Here is a 16,174-nt window from a genome sequence, read left to right as displayed (position 1 = left end):
CATTCTAGATTGCAAAACCCCAACCTCCGTCACCGGCTACCTCATCAGCGCGGAGCGGGCGGGAGAGCCATAGATTTTTTGGCCTCCCACCCATGCCAGAGTTGCAAGATTACTGCGCACCTACCAGCTTGGGCAAAGTTAGAGCGCTTCACCGTTTCAGTGAAACGGTGAAGCGCTCTAATGTCCCCAAACGGCCAGTTCGTTGCCGGCCGGATCGGTGAAATGGAATCGCCTGCCGCCGGGAAAGGCGAAAATCGGCTTGACGATGGTGCCGCCGGCGCTCTCCACCGCATCCAGCGTTTCCTCGAGGCTCTCGGAATAAAGCACCGGAAGCGGCTTGGCCGGCGCCTCCCCGGCATCTGCCTGGAAGCCGCCGTCGAGCCCTTCGGCAAAGGCGGCGTAAGTCGGACCGTAGTCGGTGAACGACCATGAAAAGGCGGCGCTGTAGAAAGATTTGACGCTGTCCAGCGTGCCGCCCGTCGCCGGCAGTTCGAGATGGTCGAGTTTTCCGTTGAGTTTCATCACGCTACTCCACTGCGTTCCCGTTATGTTCTAGATCGGCCGTTTCCCTCCGGCAAGTCTTTTTGACGCAGCTTTTGCTTAATCGATTGTAGCCGCAGTGGTTGCTTGCCGGTGCCTTGCCTTTCGCACTGCAGCATCCTATCGCTCGGAGCGGGGAAGGCGGGAAACGGCACTCATCCGGATGTTTCTATCTTCCACGAACTGGAGGGCAAGCATGACCAAGTGGGTTTACACCTTCGGCGACGGCGCCGCCGAGGGCCGTGCCGGCGACCGCAACCTTCTCGGCGGCAAGGGTGCCAATCTGGCCGAGATGTGCAGCCTCGGGCTGCCGGTGCCGCCCGGTTTCACCATCACCACGGAGGTCTGCAACGCCTATTACGCCAACGGCCGCACCTATCCCGGCGGGCTCGAGACGGATGTCGTCTCCGCTCTCGACCATATCGGCCGGATTACCGGCCGCCGCTTCGGCGACCCGTCGAAGCTGCTTCTGGTCTCCGTGCGCTCCGGTGCTCGCGCCTCGATGCCCGGCATGATGGATACGGTGCTCAATCTCGGCCTCAACGACGAGACGGTCGAGGCCTTGGCCGCCGATTCCGGCGATGCGCGTTTCGCCTATGACAGCTACCGCCGCTTCATCCAGATGTATTCCGACGTCGTCATGGGCCTGGACCACGAAGTGTTCGAGGAAATCCTCGAGGACCAGAAGGCCAGTCTCGGCCATGAGCTCGACACCGGCCTGACGGCCCAGGAATGGCAAGGCGTGATTTCGCTCTACAAGGCCAAGGTCGAGGAAGAGCTCGGCAAGCCGTTCCCGCAAGATCCGCAGGAACAGCTCTGGGGCGCGATCGGCGCCGTGTTCTCGAGCTGGATGAACAACCGCGCGATCACCTACCGGCGCCTGCACGACATCCCGGAAAGCTGGGGCACCGCCGTCAACGTCCAGGCCATGGTATTCGGAAATATGGGCGACACGTCGGCCACCGGCGTCGCCTTCACGCGCAATCCTTCGACCGGCGAAAGGCAGCTCTACGGCGAATTCCTGGTCAATGCCCAGGGCGAGGACGTGGTGGCCGGCATCCGCACGCCGCAGAACATCACCGAGGCGGCGCGCATTGCCGCCGGCTCCGACAAGCCGTCGCTGCAGAAGCTTATGCCGGACGCCTTCCAGGCTTTCGTCGACATCTCCGACCGGCTGGAAAAGCACTACCGCGACATGCAGGATCTCGAATTCACCATCGAGCGCGGCAAATTGTGGATGTTGCAGACCCGCTCCGGCAAGCGCACCGCCAAGGCTGCGCTGAAGATTGCCGTCGAGATGGCGAAGGATGGGCTGATCACCAGGGAGGAGGCGGTCGCCCGCATCGACCCGGCCTCGCTCGATCAACTGCTCCATCCGACCATCGACCCGAATGCCGCGCGCGATGTCATAGGCATGGGCCTGCCGGCGTCGCCCGGCGCCGCCACCGGCGAGATCGTTTTTTCCTCCAGCGATGCCGAGGACGCCAGGGCGCAAGGCCGCAAGGTGATCCTGGTGCGCATCGAAACCAGCCCGGAGGACATCCACGGCATGCATGCCGCCGAAGGCATCCTCACCACGCGCGGCGGCATGACCAGCCACGCCGCGGTGGTGGCGCGCGGCATGGGCAAGCCCTGCGTGTCCGGCGCCGGCTCGCTGCGTGTCGACTACAAGGCCGGCACGCTGCTCTCGATGGGCCAGACCTTCCGCAAAGGCGACATCATTACTATCGACGGCGGCAACGGCCAGGTGCTCAAAGGGGCGGTCGCCATGCTGCAGCCGGAGCTGTCGGGCGATTTCGCCGCCATCATGGAATGGGCCGACGCCACGCGCCGCATGAAGGTGCGCACCAATGCCGAAACGCCGCTCGACGCCCGCATGGCGCGCTCCTTCGGTGCCGAGGGCATCGGCCTTTGCCGCACCGAGCACATGTTCTTCGATGGCGACCGTATCGTCGCCATGCGCGAGATGATCCTGGCCGACACCGAGAAGGACAGGTGTGCGGCCCTGGACAAGCTCCTGCCCATGCAGCGCTCGGACTTCCTCGAGCTGTTCGAGATCATGGCCGGCCTGCCGGTGACGATCCGCCTGCTCGACCCGCCGCTGCACGAATTCCTGCCGAAGACCGAGGCCGAACTCGCCGAGGTCGCCTCCGCCATGAACGTGTCGGCCGACAAGCTCAGGCAGCGCACGGATGCGCTGCACGAATTCAACCCGATGCTCGGCCATCGCGGCTGCCGGCTCGCCGTCTCCTATCCCGAGATCGCCGAGATGCAGGCGCGCGCCATCTTCGAGGCAGCGGTCGAGGCCGGCCGCAAGGCCGGCGCGCTGGTCGTGCCGGAGATCATGGTGCCGCTGGTCGGCCTGGTGAAGGAGCTGCAATACGTCAAGGCGCGCATCGATGCGGTCGCGCAAAGCGTCATGAAGGAGACCGGCACCAAGATCGATTATCTGACCGGCACGATGATCGAATTGCCGCGTGCGGCGATCCGCGCGCACGTCATTGCCGAAGCGGCCGAATTCTTCTCCTTCGGCACCAACGATCTCACGCAGACCACGTTCGGCATCTCGCGCGACGATGCGGCGTCCTTCCTCGAAACCTACCGGCAGAAGGGCATCATCGAACAGGATCCGTTCGTGTCGCTCGACATTGACGGCGTCGGCGAGTTGGTGCGGATCGCGGCCGAAAAGGGCAAGGCGACGCGCCCGAGTATCAAGCTCGGCATCTGCGGCGAACATGGCGGCGATCCGGCTTCGATCCGTTTCTGCGAGGAGGTCGGCCTCGATTATGTATCGTGCTCGCCCTACCGCGTGCCGATCGCCAGGCTGGCCGCTGCGCAGGCGGCAGTGGCGGCAGCGAAGGGTGCGGCAAAACGCGCCTGACGGGCTTCGGCCAGCGGCGTCCCGATACATTACGACTTTGTATGCAATGTCACGCGAACGTGCGCGTGACGGCCCTGAATCTCGACACCGTTCCAAGCGACTTTCCGACACCGAATTTATCTGTGTCGGAAAACCCATGTTGCAGATTTCCCCATCCGTTTACCGATCGATCCTGATCCTGCAGACCAAGTTCATCGGCGACATCGTGCTTGCCTCGGCACTGGCGAAGAACCTGCAGCTTCAATATCCGGGCGTCAGGATCGTGTTTCTCTGCGAAGCCCATTTCGCCGGCTTCCTGACTGCCCATGGCATAGCTTCCGAGGTCGTCCCCTTCAGCCGTGCCAGGATGCGTGGCTCGCCGCTCGAGCGCGGGCGCGAGCTCTTCCGCATTGTGCGCACATTGCGGCGACACCGTTTCGACATGACCATCGACATCACCGACTCCAAGACCTCGCGGATCATTTCCGGACTGGTCAACGCTCCGGTCAGGGTCGGCTATTTTCCGACGGAGCGGCCTTTGCGCTGGCACGAGCGTCAACCCGCCAACGTCAGGATGAAGCCGTTCGGATTCGGCAAGAAGCACTATCTCTACCGTTATTTGTCTCCGCTGGAGGCGCTGGGCATCGATCTGCGCGTCAGGGCGCCGGCCATCCGGCCGCTGCCCTTCGAGACGACGCGCGTCCTGGCCTTGCTCGCCAGGCACCGGATCCAGCCAAACGCTTTTGTTGCGGTCCATGCCGGAGCAAGCTTCGCGGGGCGGCGGTGGCAGCCGGAGCGCTTTGCCGAGACAATCGACAGGATCGTCCGCGAAACCGGCCTGCGCGTGGTCATGGTCGGCGGTCCGGACGAGGTTGAGGCGACCGACAGGATCATGGCCGCGGCGAAAACGCCTGTCGCCAACCTGGCGGGCACGCTGCGGCTGGAAACGCTGCTGGCGCTGCTCTGTGAGGCGCGGCTGTTTCTCGGCAACGAAAGCGGACCGATGCATATGGCAGCCGCGGCCGGAACACCGGTCGTCGGCCTGTTCGGCCTGACCAACCCGGTCCTTTGGGCGCCGGTCGGCGTGCCCAGCATTTCGTTGCGGCCATCGATGCCTTGCGACTGCGTCGGGGGCGACCTGTGCCGCCGAACCGACCCGAGCAAGGCATGCTGCGTCTGGCGCCTGGAGGTCGATCCGGTGGTGGACGCGGCGCTGGAACTCTTGGCGCGCACCGAGATGGTCCTGGAAGCCGCGGTCTGACATTTGCTGGAATTGCGGACCGCCCGTCGGCCGCGTCTCCCTTCTTTGCGCAAGCCAGGAAAACGTGTGAAACGGTCGGGTCCTGGGACTTCGCCTTAGCCTTCCGTCCGGAATTGCGTCAAAGACGACGAAATAGCGCATTCTTCGCGGTTTCCGAGAAATGTTGAAACGCTCTATCGGCGCGCGAGACTCCGATGGTTCGCGACCGTGTCGTCTTGTATAAGATCACGTGAAAATGCGCGTGATGGTTCCACATGTCGACATCTCAACCCGGCTTCGCGAATTCCGGTCCGTCCGGCCCCCGGACACCGACGTTGCGGGCTCCCTCCGCGGTCCGCTCGATCCTGATCCTGCAGACGAAGCACATTGGCGATCTCGTTCTTGCCTCCGCGCTGGCGAAGAACCTGCAGCTCGAATACCCTGACGCCCGCGTCGTCTTCCTCTGCGACGCCCGCTTCGGCGGTCTCCTCACCGCCAACGGCATCGCCGCCGAGGTTGTGACCTTCCGCCGTTCCCATATGCGCGGCACGCCGCTGCTACGCCTGCAGGAGCTCGTTCTCACGCTCTTTAAGTTGCGCCGCTACCATTTCGACATGGCCATCGACATCACCGACACCAAGACGTCGCGGTTCATCTTGGGGCTGGTCGGCGCACGGGTTCGCGTGGGATATCACCCGTCCGAGAGGCCCCTGCATTGGTTTGCGCGCCAACCTGCCAATGTGAAGGCCAAGCCGTTCGGCTATGGCGAGCAGCACTTTCTCTATCGTTATCTTTCGCCGCTGGAGGCGCTTGGCGTCGACTTGCGCGTGCGGGCTCCCGCCTTCCGGCCGCTGCCGTTCGAGACGACGAAAGCCTTGGCGCTGCTGGACAAGCTGCACCTTCGGCCGAACGCCTTTGTCGCGGTGCATGCCGGGGCAAGCTTCCCTGGGCGCCGCTGGCAGCCCGAGCGCTTTGCCGCTGCAATCGATCGGATAGCGGCCGAAACCGGTCTCGACGTCGCCCTGGTCGGAGGCCCGGATGAGAACGGGGTGGCCGAGAAGATTCTGGCGACTGCCAAGACGCCGATCGTCAACCTGGTCGGGGCGCTCCCGCTCGAAACGTTGCCGGCGCTGTTCAAGCAGGCGCGGCTGTTTCTCGGCAACGACAGCGGCCCCATGCACATGGCTGCCGCGGTCGGCACTCCCGTCGTCGGCCTGTTCGGCCTGCAGAGCCCGATCCACTGGGGGCCAGTCGGCGCGCCGAGCATCGCGGTATGCCCGTCCATGCCTTGTGACTGCGTCGGTGGCGACCTGTGCGAACGGCCCGACCCCAACAAGGCATGCTGCGTCTGGCGCCTGGAGGTCGACGCGGTCGTCGAGGCCGTGCTCCAGTTGCTGGCCCGAACCGAGATGCCTCTGGAAGCAGCGGTATAGGCGAAAGCAAATTTTCGCGATTGCTGTTTTTACGCTGTTTGCCGTCCCGATTTTCGCCTAGATGCCGGTCTTCTAGAGACAAGTTTTTGGCGCGGCGCGAAGATGATGCCGAGCGTGCCGGTTTGGAATGAATGATGGGTCTGCTTCGAAACTCCTTTTGCGCGATGGTGCTGTTCGCGGCGTCGGCGGGCAATGCCGCGACGCTGCTCGAGCCGACGCTGCATCTGAAGCCGCAGGGCGTTGAAGGTGGTGGTCGCGTCGCCTTGACACTCGATGCCTGCGGCGGAAAGACCGACACAAGGATACTTTCGGCGCTTGTCGACAACAGGATACCGGCGACGATCTTCGTTACCGGCATCTGGCTGAAGCGCAATGCCGAGGCCGTCGAGATCATGCGGGCGCATCCCGACCTGTTCGAGTTGGAAAATCACGGCGGCCGCCATATTCCGGCGGTCGATATGCCGCGGAAGATCTTCGGCATCCGCAGCGCCGGCAGTCCGGACGCCGTGCAGGCCGAGGTTGAATCCGGCGCCGCCGCCCTGGTTGGCGCGGGCGGCCCTGCGGCAAAATGGTTTCGCGGCGCCACCGCCGAATACAGCCCCTCGGCGATCGCCATGATCCGCAGGCTGGGCTTCAAGATCGCAGGCTTCTCGGTCAATGGCGACGGCGGCTCGCTGCTCGGCGCGAAGGAAACGGCGCGCCGCATCGGGGCCGCCAAGGACGGCGATGTCATCATCGCCCACATCAACCAGCCGACCCATGCCGCCGGCGAGGGCGTGGTTCAGGGGCTGCTGGCCTTGAAGCAGAAGGGCATGACCTTCGTACGCCTCGACGATGCCGAGGGCGTCGGCAATGACGGCACCACGGATTGAGAGCGCGGCGCGAGGGTGGCGACGGCTGAATTTTTGGCAGCCACATGCTTTCGAGATTGACGTAAACGCCCTCCCTTTACGGCTCAGTCCGGCGTGGCTTCGACCGTCACCTTGTTCGTGTAGAACGCGCCGTGATTGCGGATCTCGACCATTTCGTCGAACGGATGCTCGTAAGCCCACATCGCATTCTCGCCGGCTTCGCCGGCTGGCTGGACGCTCCAGTAGCTGGCATCGCCCTTGTATGGGCAATGTGTCGAATGGTCGGTCGGGGCGAGCTTGCCGAAATCGATATCGTCGAACGGGATGTAGAAGACGGCCGGGTAAGGTGGCTCCGAGAGAACCTTTGCCGCAGTCGATGTGGCGATGATCCTGTCGCCCGCGCGGACCGTGACGGTGCCGCGATAAGGTTCGACCGTGATCACCTTGTCCCGGTTGCGCTGGAAGCCGGGCGCTGGATTGGTAAGCTTGTCCATGAATGGTCTCCTGGAGCAATTCCAGGAAAAGTGCGTTTTTCCGTCCGGAATTGCGTCAAAACGAAGAGAGAACGTTTCGTCGTTTCCGCGAAACGGTGAAACGTTCTCAGGGGGGACTTACATGTGTCGGCCAGGCGCGTCGCGCAAGCGCGCGTCCCGCTTGGCGTCATCACCATTCATTGAACGTCAGCTTCGGGTCGTCAGGCGGCCGTCTTGAAGGCGTCCATGAGGCCGGCATAGGCAGCAGCAATGCCCGCGACCGGATTGGTGCTTCTCGCCGCCGTCTCGACCTTCAGCGCGCCGCCGGTGGTCGGCAGCGTGAGCAGCAGGAACTGACGATTGTCGGCGTTACCGATGCAGGCCGCGGCGACATGCTCGCCCTCGGCGCCGTTTTCAACGCGCATCTGGAACAGCAGCGTTCCGCCGACGGCCTCCAGCGCGCCGCCGACGACTTCGGCAAATTCATCTTCGGAAACGGTTTTGGTGTCCGGCGTCAGATCGTCCAGACTTTCGGCAAGCGTGCTTTCGAGGGCCTTATCGTCGAGCTGCGCGTCCATGCGAACCTCTCCATCCGCCAATCTCACCGAGCCCGTTAATGAACCTTAACGGCGACGATGGCCGGATTATGGCGGCTTTGCCTGGCCCTTCGATCCATCCACCGGCTTCGACTTATGACGGCTGGACAATCCGCCGGTTCGTTCCACAATGCGTGAAACAAATGACGCGAAATGCGCAAAGGGGAGGAATTGATGCTCGGATTGATGCAGGAATGGCCGCTGCTTTGCCACAAGCTGCTTGATCATGCGGAACGTCAGCATGGCGGCAGGGAGGTGGTGTCGCGCTCGATCGAAGGCCCGATCGTGCGCACCACCTTTGCCGAGATCCATCACCGGTCGCTCAAGGTGGCGCAACGGCTGGAGCGCGACGGCTTCAGGCTCGGCGACCGCATCGCGACTCTCGCCTGGAACACGGCTCGCCATATCGAGGCCTGGTACGGCATCATGGGCATCGGCGCGATCTACCACACGCTCAACCCGAGGCTTTTTCCCGAGCAGATCGCATGGATCATGAACAATGCCGAAGACAAGGCGATCTTCGTCGACCTGACTTTCGTGCCGATCCTGGAAAAGATTGCCAGCGCGGTCCGGTCGCTGACAAAGGTGATCGTGCTGACCGACCGGGAGCATATGCCGCAAACGTCGCTGACGAACGCCGTCGCCTACGAGGAATGGCTGGCCGAAGCCGACGGCGCCTTCGCCTGGAAGACGTTCGACGAGAACACCGCCGCCGGCATGTGCTACACGTCGGGCACGACGGGCGACCCGAAAGGCGTCCTCTACAGCCACCGCTCCAATGTCCTTCACGCCATGATGGCCGCCATGCCCGACGCCATGGGCATGTCCACCCGGGACGTGATCCTGCCGGTCGTGCCGATGTTTCACGCCAACGCCTGGGGGCTCGGTCAGAGCGGGCCGATGATCGGTGCCAAGCTGGTGATGCCGGGCTGCAAGATGGACGGCGCTTCGATCTATGAACTGCTCGACACCGAGAAGGTGACGTTCAGCGCGGCCGTGCCGACCGTATGGATGATGCTGCTCCAATATCTTGAGGAAACCGGCAAGAAGCTGCCTCACCTGAAGAAGGTCGTCATCGGCGGGGCGTCCTGTCCGCGTGCCATCACCGCCAAGTTCCAGGACAACTACAACGTGCAGGTGGTGCATGCCTGGGGCATGACCGAGATGTCGCCGCTGGGCACCCTGTGCACCTTGAAGCCGCAACATGAGATGCTGACCGGCGAGGCGCGGCTCGATGTCCAGGGCAAGCAGGGTTTTCCCCCCTTCGGCGTCGAGATGAAAGTGACGGACGACGACAACAACGCGCTGCCCTGGGACGGCAAGACCTTCGGACATCTCAAGGTGCGCGGCCCCGCGGTGGCCCGAGCCTATTATGGCGGCGCCGGCGCCGAGCAGTTCGATGCGGATGGTTGGTTCGATACCGGCGATGTCGCCCATATCGACGCCAGCGGCTATATGCAGATCACCGATCGCGCAAAGGACGTCATCAAGTCCGGCGGCGAGTGGATATCGACCATCGATCTCGAGAACCTTGCCGTGGGCCATCCGGACGTGGCGGAGGCGGCGGCCATCGGCATCCCGCACTCCAAATGGGGCGAGCGGCCTTTGCTCGTCGTCGTGCGCAAGCCCGGCAAGGAGCCGACCAAGACCGACATTCTCGCCTTCATGAGCGGCAAGGTGGCGAAGTGGTGGATGCCCGATGACGTCGCCTTCGTCGGCGAAATTCCGCACACCGCCACCGGCAAGATCCAGAAGACCAGTTTGCGCGACCAGTTCAAGGATTACCGCCTGCCGACGGATTGACGAAAAATGTTCGATCTTTCGGCTTCAAGCCGGCGCCAAAAACCGCTAACTCTCGGCCCGGGTTGGGGCGACACGGCAAAGAATGGCATCTATTCCTGAACGGCAGACGTCAAGGGCGGCCGGCTGGTCGCGGCGGATCGGGGCATTCTCTCTCGTCCTTTTGCTCACCGCCGTTGCCGCTTACCGGCTGGGTCTCGTCGAAACGCCGCCTTTCCTGTGGGTGCTGGCGCTCGTCGCGCTGCTGGCCGCGCTTGCCCTGTTGCTGGCCGGGCTCGGCCTGGCCAGGGTCTGGAGCTTCGGCGATCGCGGCGGCCGCGATCTCTCCATCGGCGCGCTGCTGGCCCTGCTGGTGCTGGCGCCCTACGGCGTCGCCGTCTACTGGGCGACGATCTATCCGCCGCTGCGCGACATCTCGACCGATCTCGACGATCCGCCTGTGCTGGACACCAGCGACCGCACCGGCGACATGAACGAGTTGTCGCCGCCGACCCCGGGCGAGCAGAGCCTGCAGGCCGATGCCTATCCGCTGGTCAGCGGGCGCAGCTACAATCTGCCTTTCGAAACCGTCGTCGACGCTGTCGAAACCGTGCTCGACCGCCGCGACTGGCAATTGACGGCACCTTATCCCGACATCAACGGCCAGAGCGAAGCGACGATCAACGCGCTGGCCAAGGGCTTCGTGCTCGGACTGCCGGCCGACGTCGCCATCCGCATTACCGACGACGGCGAGCAGGTCATCGTCGACATGCGCTCGGCCTCGCGCTACGGCCGCTACGACCTTGGCGACAACGCCGCCCGCATCACGGATTTCCTCGGCGAGCTCGACCAGGAGGTCGCGGGGCAGGTCGGCGCGGCGCCGGCTGAGTGATCACGCGGCGGGGCTGAAAATTCCGTCTATGGCCGGATCGCCGTCCGTGACGACCAGGCCGCGCGCGACCAGATCCTCGAGATGGGCAAGCACCGACAGGCCGGCAGCGCCGTGCAGCCGCGGGTCGGTGTCGCGATAGATCGCCGCAACCATCTCCGCGATCGTCCGGTCCCCGGCGCGGATGCGTTCCAGGATCGCCCTTTCGCGCATCTTGCGATGCGTCTTCAGTCCGCGCATGAAGCTTTGCGGCGCGGTCACAGCTCCGCCGTGGCCCGGCAACAGCAAACGATCGTCGCGCGCCAAAAGCTTGTCGAGGGAGCTCATATAGTCGGCCATGGCGCCATCCGGCGGCGCGACGATCGAGGTCGACCAGGCCATGACATGGTCGGCTGAAAACAGGGTTCCGGTCCCCTCGAGGGCAAACACGGCGTGGTTGGCGGTGTGGCCGGGCGTCAGCACGGTGCGGATGGCCCAGCCGTCGCCCTCGGTCAGCGCATTGTCGGCCAGCACGACATCGGGAACGAAGGCGAGATCGGCGCTGGCGTCGAGCGGATTGACTTCGCCGATGCGCAAGGCGCGCGCCGGCCGATGCGGGCCTTCGGCAAGCATTGGCGCGCCGGTGCGCTCTTTCAGCCGCGCCGCCAAAGGCGAATGGTCGCGATGGGTGTGGCTGACGAAGATGTGGCTGACCGGTCGGCCGCCGATCGCCTTGAGCAGTGTTTCGAGATGGGCGTCGTCTTCCGGCCCTGGATCGATCACCGCCAGCGTGTCGCGGCCGACGAGATAGCTGTTGGTGCCGTGGAAGGTGAAAGGGCCCGGATTTCTTGCGGTGATGCGCAGCACATCCGGCGCGACCGAAACCGCACGGCCATAGGCAGGATCGAAGCTGGTGTCGAATTCAAGGGCCATGCCTGCGGGCTCCGTTGCGATGCGGCAAAATGATTGCCGTCCGATACGGAAGCCAATATAGGAAAAACAATGCATGTCTCCCAAAACTGCGCAGCGGTTTTGGGAGAACGACATGCATCAAGACAATTCTAAAGCGCGTCGCCTGAATGCGTTTCTGCGCGATGCGCTTTAAGAGCCAGCTGATCAGCCACCCGGCAAATCAGCCAGAATGGGGAAGACCATGGCAACTGCAACCACGATGCGCCCGCTTGTTTCTCTCACCCTGCCGGATCGGGGTGTTGCCCGGCTGGCGACCCAGCTCTTCCTGGCGCTCGCCGGAACCTTGCTGCTGACACTTTCAGCCAAGACCAAGGTGGTGCTCGGCCCGGTCGACATCTCGCTGCAGACGCTGGCCGTGCTGTTGATCGCCTCGGCGTTCGGCCTGCGCCTTGCCGTCGCGACGCTCCTTCTCTACCTCGCCGAGGGCGCTTTTGGTCTGCCGGTCTTCCAGGGCACGCCGGAAAAGGGCATCGGCATTGTCTATATGCTGGGCTCCACGGGCGGCTATCTCGCCGGCTTCGTGGTCATGGCGGCGATCGCCGGCTGGGCCGCCGACCGCGGCTGGGACCGCGACCCGTTCAAGCTGTTCGGCGCCATGCTGGCGGCGGAGGTCGTCATGATGGCCATGGGCTTTGCCTGGCTGGCCACACTCATCGGGCCGGAAAAGTCCTGGCAGTTCGGCGTCCTGCCCTTCATCGTCGGCGACCTGATCAAGGTGGCTTTGGCCGCCAGCCTGGTGCCGGCCGTGTGGACATTGCTCAAGCGCGGCTGAGAACAATCGACGAGAAAAGGGCCGGCGGGCGACAGGCGCCTGCCGGCCCTTTTTCATGGCGCTGTCGGATTTCGCTCGAAACCGCCTTACGCCGGATGATAGAAAGCGATGAAGTAACGTCGGAAAGCAGTCAAAGCCGACATTGACAAGCCAGCGCCCGAAAACTAAGCACGGGCAACTTGGCGTCGAGGCGGGGGCCGCGGTAGTTCAAGGAGAGCTTTTTGAAAGGAATTATCCTTGCGGGTGGCAGCGGAACACGTCTCTATCCGCTAACATTAGCGGTTTCTAAGCAAATACTGCCGATCTACGACAAGCCGATGATCTATTACCCGCTGAGCGTGCTGATGCTCGCGGGAATTCGCCAGATTCTGGTCATTTCAACTCCGCGCGACTTACCGGTTTTCCAGGCGTTGCTGGGCGACGGTTCCGAATTCGGGCTGGAATTGTCCTATGCCGTGCAGGCGCTGCCCAACGGCCTCGCCGAGGCCTTCATCATCGGCCGCGACTTCATCGGCAAGGACAGCGTGTCGATGATTCTCGGCGACAACATCTATTTCGGCGGCGGCCTGTCGCAGCTCTGCCGCGAGGCGGCGACGCGCGACGGCGGCGCCTCGGTCTTCGCCTATTATGTCGACGATCCCGAGCGCTATGGCGTGGTCTCCTTCGACAAGGCCACCGGCAAGGCCCTGACGATCGAGGAGAAGCCGCAAAGGCCGAAGTCCAACTGGGCCGTGACCGGTCTCTATTTCTACGACAACGACGTGGTCGACATCGCCTCGACGATCCGCCCTTCGGCGCGCGGCGAGCTCGAGATAACCGCGGTCAACAATGTCTATCTCAAGCGTGGCGAATTGCATGTGCATCGCCTCGGCCGCGGCTATGCCTGGCTGGACACCGGCACGCATGACAGCCTGCTCGAGGCATCGTCTTTCGTGCGCACGATCGAGCATCGCCAAGGCATCAAGATCGCGTGCCCGGAAGAAATTGCGCTGGAGCAGCACTGGATCGGCGCCGACAAGGTTCTGGACCGTGCCGCGCGGCTCGGCAAGAACGAATATGCCGCCTATCTGCGCCGGCGGGTGGCCGATCTGATGGAGGAACGCGGTGCTTGAGGTCAGGCGGCTCGGCCTCGACGGCGTGCTGGAGATCGTGCCGAAGCGGCATGGCGACGCGCGCGGCTTTTTCAGCGAGACCTGGAATGCGGAGCGCTTCGCCGAAGCCGGCATCGATCTCGATTTCGTGCAGGACAACCATTCCTATTCCGCTGCGGCCGGCGTGCTGCGCGGCCTGCATTACCAGCTGCCGCCGCGCGCGCAAGCCAAGCTGCTGCGCGTCATCCGGGGCAGCGTGCTCGATGTCGCGGTCGATATCCGCCGTTCTTCGCCCACTTTCGGCAAATGGGAAGCGCTGGAGATATCGGCCGACAAGGGCAACCAGGTCCTGGTGCCGAATGGCTTCGCGCATGGTTTCGTCACGCTCGTGCCGGATACCGAGGTGCTCTACAAGGTGACCGACACCTATTCGCCCGGGCACGACCGCTCGATCCGCTTCGACGACCCGGCGATCGGCATAAAATGGCCGGAGATCGCCGGCGGCTTCCAGCTTTCGGACAAGGACCGCAACGCGCCGCTGCTGGGCGCGGCGGAGGTGTTCGCGTGAGGAGGGACGGCGGCATGAATTTCCTGGTCACCGGCGGCGCCGGCTTCATCGGCTCGGCCGTGTGCCGGCATCTGTGCGCCAATCCGGCCTACCGCGTCACCAATCTCGACAAGCTCACCTATGCCGGCAACCTCGCTTCGCTGAGGCCGATCGAGAACGCGCATAATTACCGCTTCGAGCAGGCCGACATCTGCGACGAGCGCGCGGTGCTGGAGATCTTGCGCCGCGACGATATCGACATCGTCATGAACCTCGCCGCCGAGAGCCATGTCGACCGCTCGATCGACGGTCCAGGCGCCTTCATCGAGACCAACATCGTCGGCACCTACCGCATCCTGAACGCCGCGCTGGAATATTGGCGCGGCCTGCCCGACGAGCGCAAGGCGGGCTTCCGCTTCCATCATGTCTCGACCGACGAGGTCTTCGGCGACCTGCCTTTCGACGGCGGCATGTTCGTCGAGGACACGCCCTATGCGCCGTCCTCGCCCTATTCGGCCTCCAAGGCGGCCTCCGACCATCTGGTGCGGGCCTGGCACGAGACCTACGGCCTGCCGGTGGTGCTTTCCAACTGCTCCAACAATTACGGCCCCTATCATTTCCCGGAAAAGCTGATCCCGCTGGTCATCCTCAACGCGCTCGACGAGAAGCCGCTGCCCGTCTACGGCGCCGGCGCGAATGTGCGCGACTGGCTGTTCGTCGAGGATCACGCGCGCGCCCTGGAGCTGGTGGCGACCAGGGGGCGGCCGGGCGAGAGCTACAATGTCGGCGGCAATTCCGAGCGCACCAATCTGGGCGTCGTCGAGGCGATCTGCGACCTGCTCGACCTGCGGCGGCCGCGCGCCGGCGGCAAGCGCCATCGCGAGCTGATCGCCTTCGTCACCGACCGCCCCGGCCATGACCGCCGCTATGCGATCGACGCCTCCAAGATCGCGCGCGACCTCGGCTGGGCGCCGCGGGAGGATTTCGACAGCGGCCTGGCCCGGACCGTCGACTGGTATCTCGACAACAAATGGTGGTGGGGGCCGATCCGCGAGCAGCGCTACGACGGCGCGCGGCTGGGCCGGGCTACGGCGCGCCCGGTCGAGAACGCCCTGGTCGAGAACGCCCCGATCGAGAACGCCTTGATCGGCAACGCCCCGATCGGCAACGCAAAGACCGAACGCAGCCCGGCTGAAAACGCGGCCGAGAGCAGGAAGGTGACCACGTGAGGCTTGCCGTCACCGGACGCGAAGGCCAGGTCGCCGCAAGCCTGGTCGAGGCGGCGCGGAACCGCGACGATGTCGAGGTCGTCGCCGTCGGCCGGCCGGCGCTCGACCTTGCGCGGCCCGGCACCGTGCTCGCGGCCCTTGAAGCGGCAAGGCCCGACCTCGTCGTTTCCGCCGCCGCCTACACCGCCGTCGACCAGGCCGAGGACGACAAGGACCTGGCCTTCGCCGTGAACGCAACCGGCGCCGGCACGGTGGCGCAAGCCGCGGCAAGGCTCGGCGTTCCCGTCATCCATCTGTCGACCGACTATGTCTTCGACGGCGCCAAGCACGGCGCCTATGTCGAGACCGACCCGACCGCGCCGCTCGGCGTCTACGGCGCCTCCAAGCTCGCCGGCGAAGAGGCGGTCGCCGCGGCCAACCCGCGCCATCTCATCCTGCGCACGGCCTGGGCCTACAGCCCCTTCGGCAGGAACTTCGTCAAGACAATGCTGAGGCTGGCCGCCGACCGCGACGAGATATCGGTCGTCGCCGATCAGTGGGGCAATCCGACATCGGCGCTCGACATCGCCGACGCGATCCTGCATGCGGCGGCGAAATTGGCGAACGACAAGAATTTTGCCGCCTTTGGCATCTATCACTTGGTAGGAAGTGGCGACACCAACTGGAGCGGCTTTGCCCGTCACATCCTCGACACAAGCCGGGCGTTTGGTGGTCCATACGCGACCGTGCGCGATATCGCGACGGCGGACTATCCGACCAAGGCGCGGCGTCCTGCCAACTCACGGCTCTCAACAGTGAAGTTCGCCTCGGCATTTGAATGGGCCGCGCCACAGTGGCGCGAGTCTACCGCAGAAATCGTGTCGCGTCTTGTGCTCGGAGAGGCAAGACAGGCAAACATGCAACTGAACCAGTAGGCAACGCTG

15 protein-coding genes are annotated in these 16,174 nt (G+C 64.2%); 11 read left to right on the top strand and 4 right to left on the bottom strand.

Features of this window, described 5'->3' with window-relative positions; all coding sequences use genetic code 11:
- Positions 1 to 177 precede the first annotated feature (177 nt).
- Positions 178 to 522, bottom strand: a complete 345-nt coding sequence (locus FJ980_RS03625; RefSeq protein WP_140541580.1) for a VOC family protein — start codon at positions 520 to 522, stop codon at positions 178 to 180.
- A gap of 214 nt (positions 523 to 736) precedes the next feature.
- Here FJ980_RS03625 and ppdK point away from each other — a divergent pair, with 214 nt between their 5' ends.
- From ppdK to FJ980_RS03605, 4 genes are all read left to right on the top strand, one after another.
- Positions 737 to 3,421 carry a pyruvate, phosphate dikinase gene (gene ppdK / locus FJ980_RS03620; protein WP_140541579.1) on the top strand — a complete coding sequence of 895 codons (2,685 nt, stop codon included), beginning with the start codon at positions 737 to 739 and terminating at the stop codon, positions 3,419 to 3,421.
- A 136-nt stretch (positions 3,422 to 3,557) separates the two neighbouring features.
- Positions 3,558 to 4,661: a glycosyltransferase family 9 protein gene (locus FJ980_RS03615; protein WP_140541578.1), complete on the top strand. Its 1,104-nt coding sequence runs from the start codon at positions 3,558 to 3,560 to the stop codon at positions 4,659 to 4,661.
- 314 nt (positions 4,662 to 4,975) lie between these two features.
- Positions 4,976 to 6,073, top strand: coding sequence for a glycosyltransferase family 9 protein (locus FJ980_RS03610; protein ID WP_246676292.1), 1,098 nt, complete (start codon positions 4,976 to 4,978; stop codon positions 6,071 to 6,073).
- 134 nt (positions 6,074 to 6,207) lie between these two features.
- Positions 6,208 to 6,945: a polysaccharide deacetylase family protein gene (locus tag FJ980_RS03605; RefSeq protein WP_140541614.1), complete on the top strand. Its 738-nt coding sequence runs from the start codon at positions 6,208 to 6,210 to the stop codon at positions 6,943 to 6,945.
- Positions 6,946 to 7,028: 83 nt separating this feature from the next.
- On the opposite strand, the gene FJ980_RS03600 is transcribed toward FJ980_RS03605, so the two are convergent.
- Positions 7,029 to 7,418, bottom strand: coding sequence for a DUF427 domain-containing protein (locus tag FJ980_RS03600; protein WP_140541576.1), 390 nt, complete (start codon positions 7,416 to 7,418; stop codon positions 7,029 to 7,031).
- Between the two features lie 200 nt (positions 7,419 to 7,618).
- Positions 7,619 to 7,975, bottom strand: a complete 357-nt coding sequence (locus FJ980_RS03595; RefSeq protein WP_140541575.1) for a hypothetical protein — start codon at positions 7,973 to 7,975, stop codon at positions 7,619 to 7,621.
- A gap of 192 nt (positions 7,976 to 8,167) precedes the next feature.
- Between FJ980_RS03595 and FJ980_RS03590 the strand changes: the two genes are divergently transcribed.
- A complete protein-coding gene (locus FJ980_RS03590) occupies positions 8,168 to 9,796 on the top strand; it encodes a fatty-acid--CoA ligase (protein WP_140541574.1) in 1,629 nt (542 codons plus the stop codon).
- A gap of 82 nt (positions 9,797 to 9,878) precedes the next feature.
- Complete coding sequence (locus tag FJ980_RS03585; RefSeq protein WP_140541573.1) at positions 9,879 to 10,664, top strand: DUF1499 domain-containing protein; 786 nt, start codon at positions 9,879 to 9,881, stop codon at positions 10,662 to 10,664.
- Here the strand turns inward: FJ980_RS03585 and FJ980_RS03580 are convergent, their stop codons facing one another.
- Positions 10,665 to 11,573 (bottom strand): MBL fold metallo-hydrolase, encoded by a 909-nt coding sequence (locus FJ980_RS03580; protein WP_140541572.1) that lies wholly within the window; start codon positions 11,571 to 11,573, stop codon positions 10,665 to 10,667.
- A 220-nt stretch (positions 11,574 to 11,793) separates the two neighbouring features.
- Between FJ980_RS03580 and FJ980_RS03575 the strand changes: the two genes are divergently transcribed.
- The 5 genes from FJ980_RS03575 to rfbD all read left to right on the top strand — a co-directional run bounded on the left by FJ980_RS03575 (position 11,794) and on the right by rfbD (position 16,165).
- Entirely contained in the window at positions 11,794 to 12,384 is a 591-nt protein-coding gene (locus FJ980_RS03575; RefSeq protein WP_140541571.1) for a biotin transporter BioY, read from the top strand.
- 221 nt (positions 12,385 to 12,605) lie between these two features.
- Positions 12,606 to 13,496, top strand: a complete 891-nt coding sequence (rfbA, locus tag FJ980_RS03570; protein ID WP_140541570.1) for a glucose-1-phosphate thymidylyltransferase RfbA — start codon at positions 12,606 to 12,608, stop codon at positions 13,494 to 13,496.
- Positions 13,489 to 14,043: a dTDP-4-dehydrorhamnose 3,5-epimerase gene (gene rfbC / locus FJ980_RS03565; protein ID WP_140541569.1), complete on the top strand. Its 555-nt coding sequence runs from the start codon at positions 13,489 to 13,491 to the stop codon at positions 14,041 to 14,043. The genes rfbA and rfbC overlap by 8 nt, the downstream gene beginning before the upstream one ends.
- A gap of 14 nt (positions 14,044 to 14,057) precedes the next feature.
- Positions 14,058 to 15,251, top strand: coding sequence for a dTDP-glucose 4,6-dehydratase (gene rfbB, locus FJ980_RS03560; protein WP_246676295.1), 1,194 nt, complete (start codon positions 14,058 to 14,060; stop codon positions 15,249 to 15,251).
- Complete coding sequence (rfbD, locus tag FJ980_RS03555; protein ID WP_140541568.1) at positions 15,248 to 16,165, top strand: dTDP-4-dehydrorhamnose reductase; 918 nt, start codon at positions 15,248 to 15,250, stop codon at positions 16,163 to 16,165. Before rfbB ends, rfbD begins: the two co-directional genes overlap by 4 nt.
- Positions 16,166 to 16,174: the final 9 nt, after the last annotated feature.

It is taken from the genome of Mesorhizobium sp. B1-1-5 (assembly GCF_006443065.1).
GTDB lineage: Bacteria > Pseudomonadota > Alphaproteobacteria > Rhizobiales > Rhizobiaceae > Mesorhizobium.
This window is presented reverse-complemented; position numbering and strand designations above follow the sequence as displayed.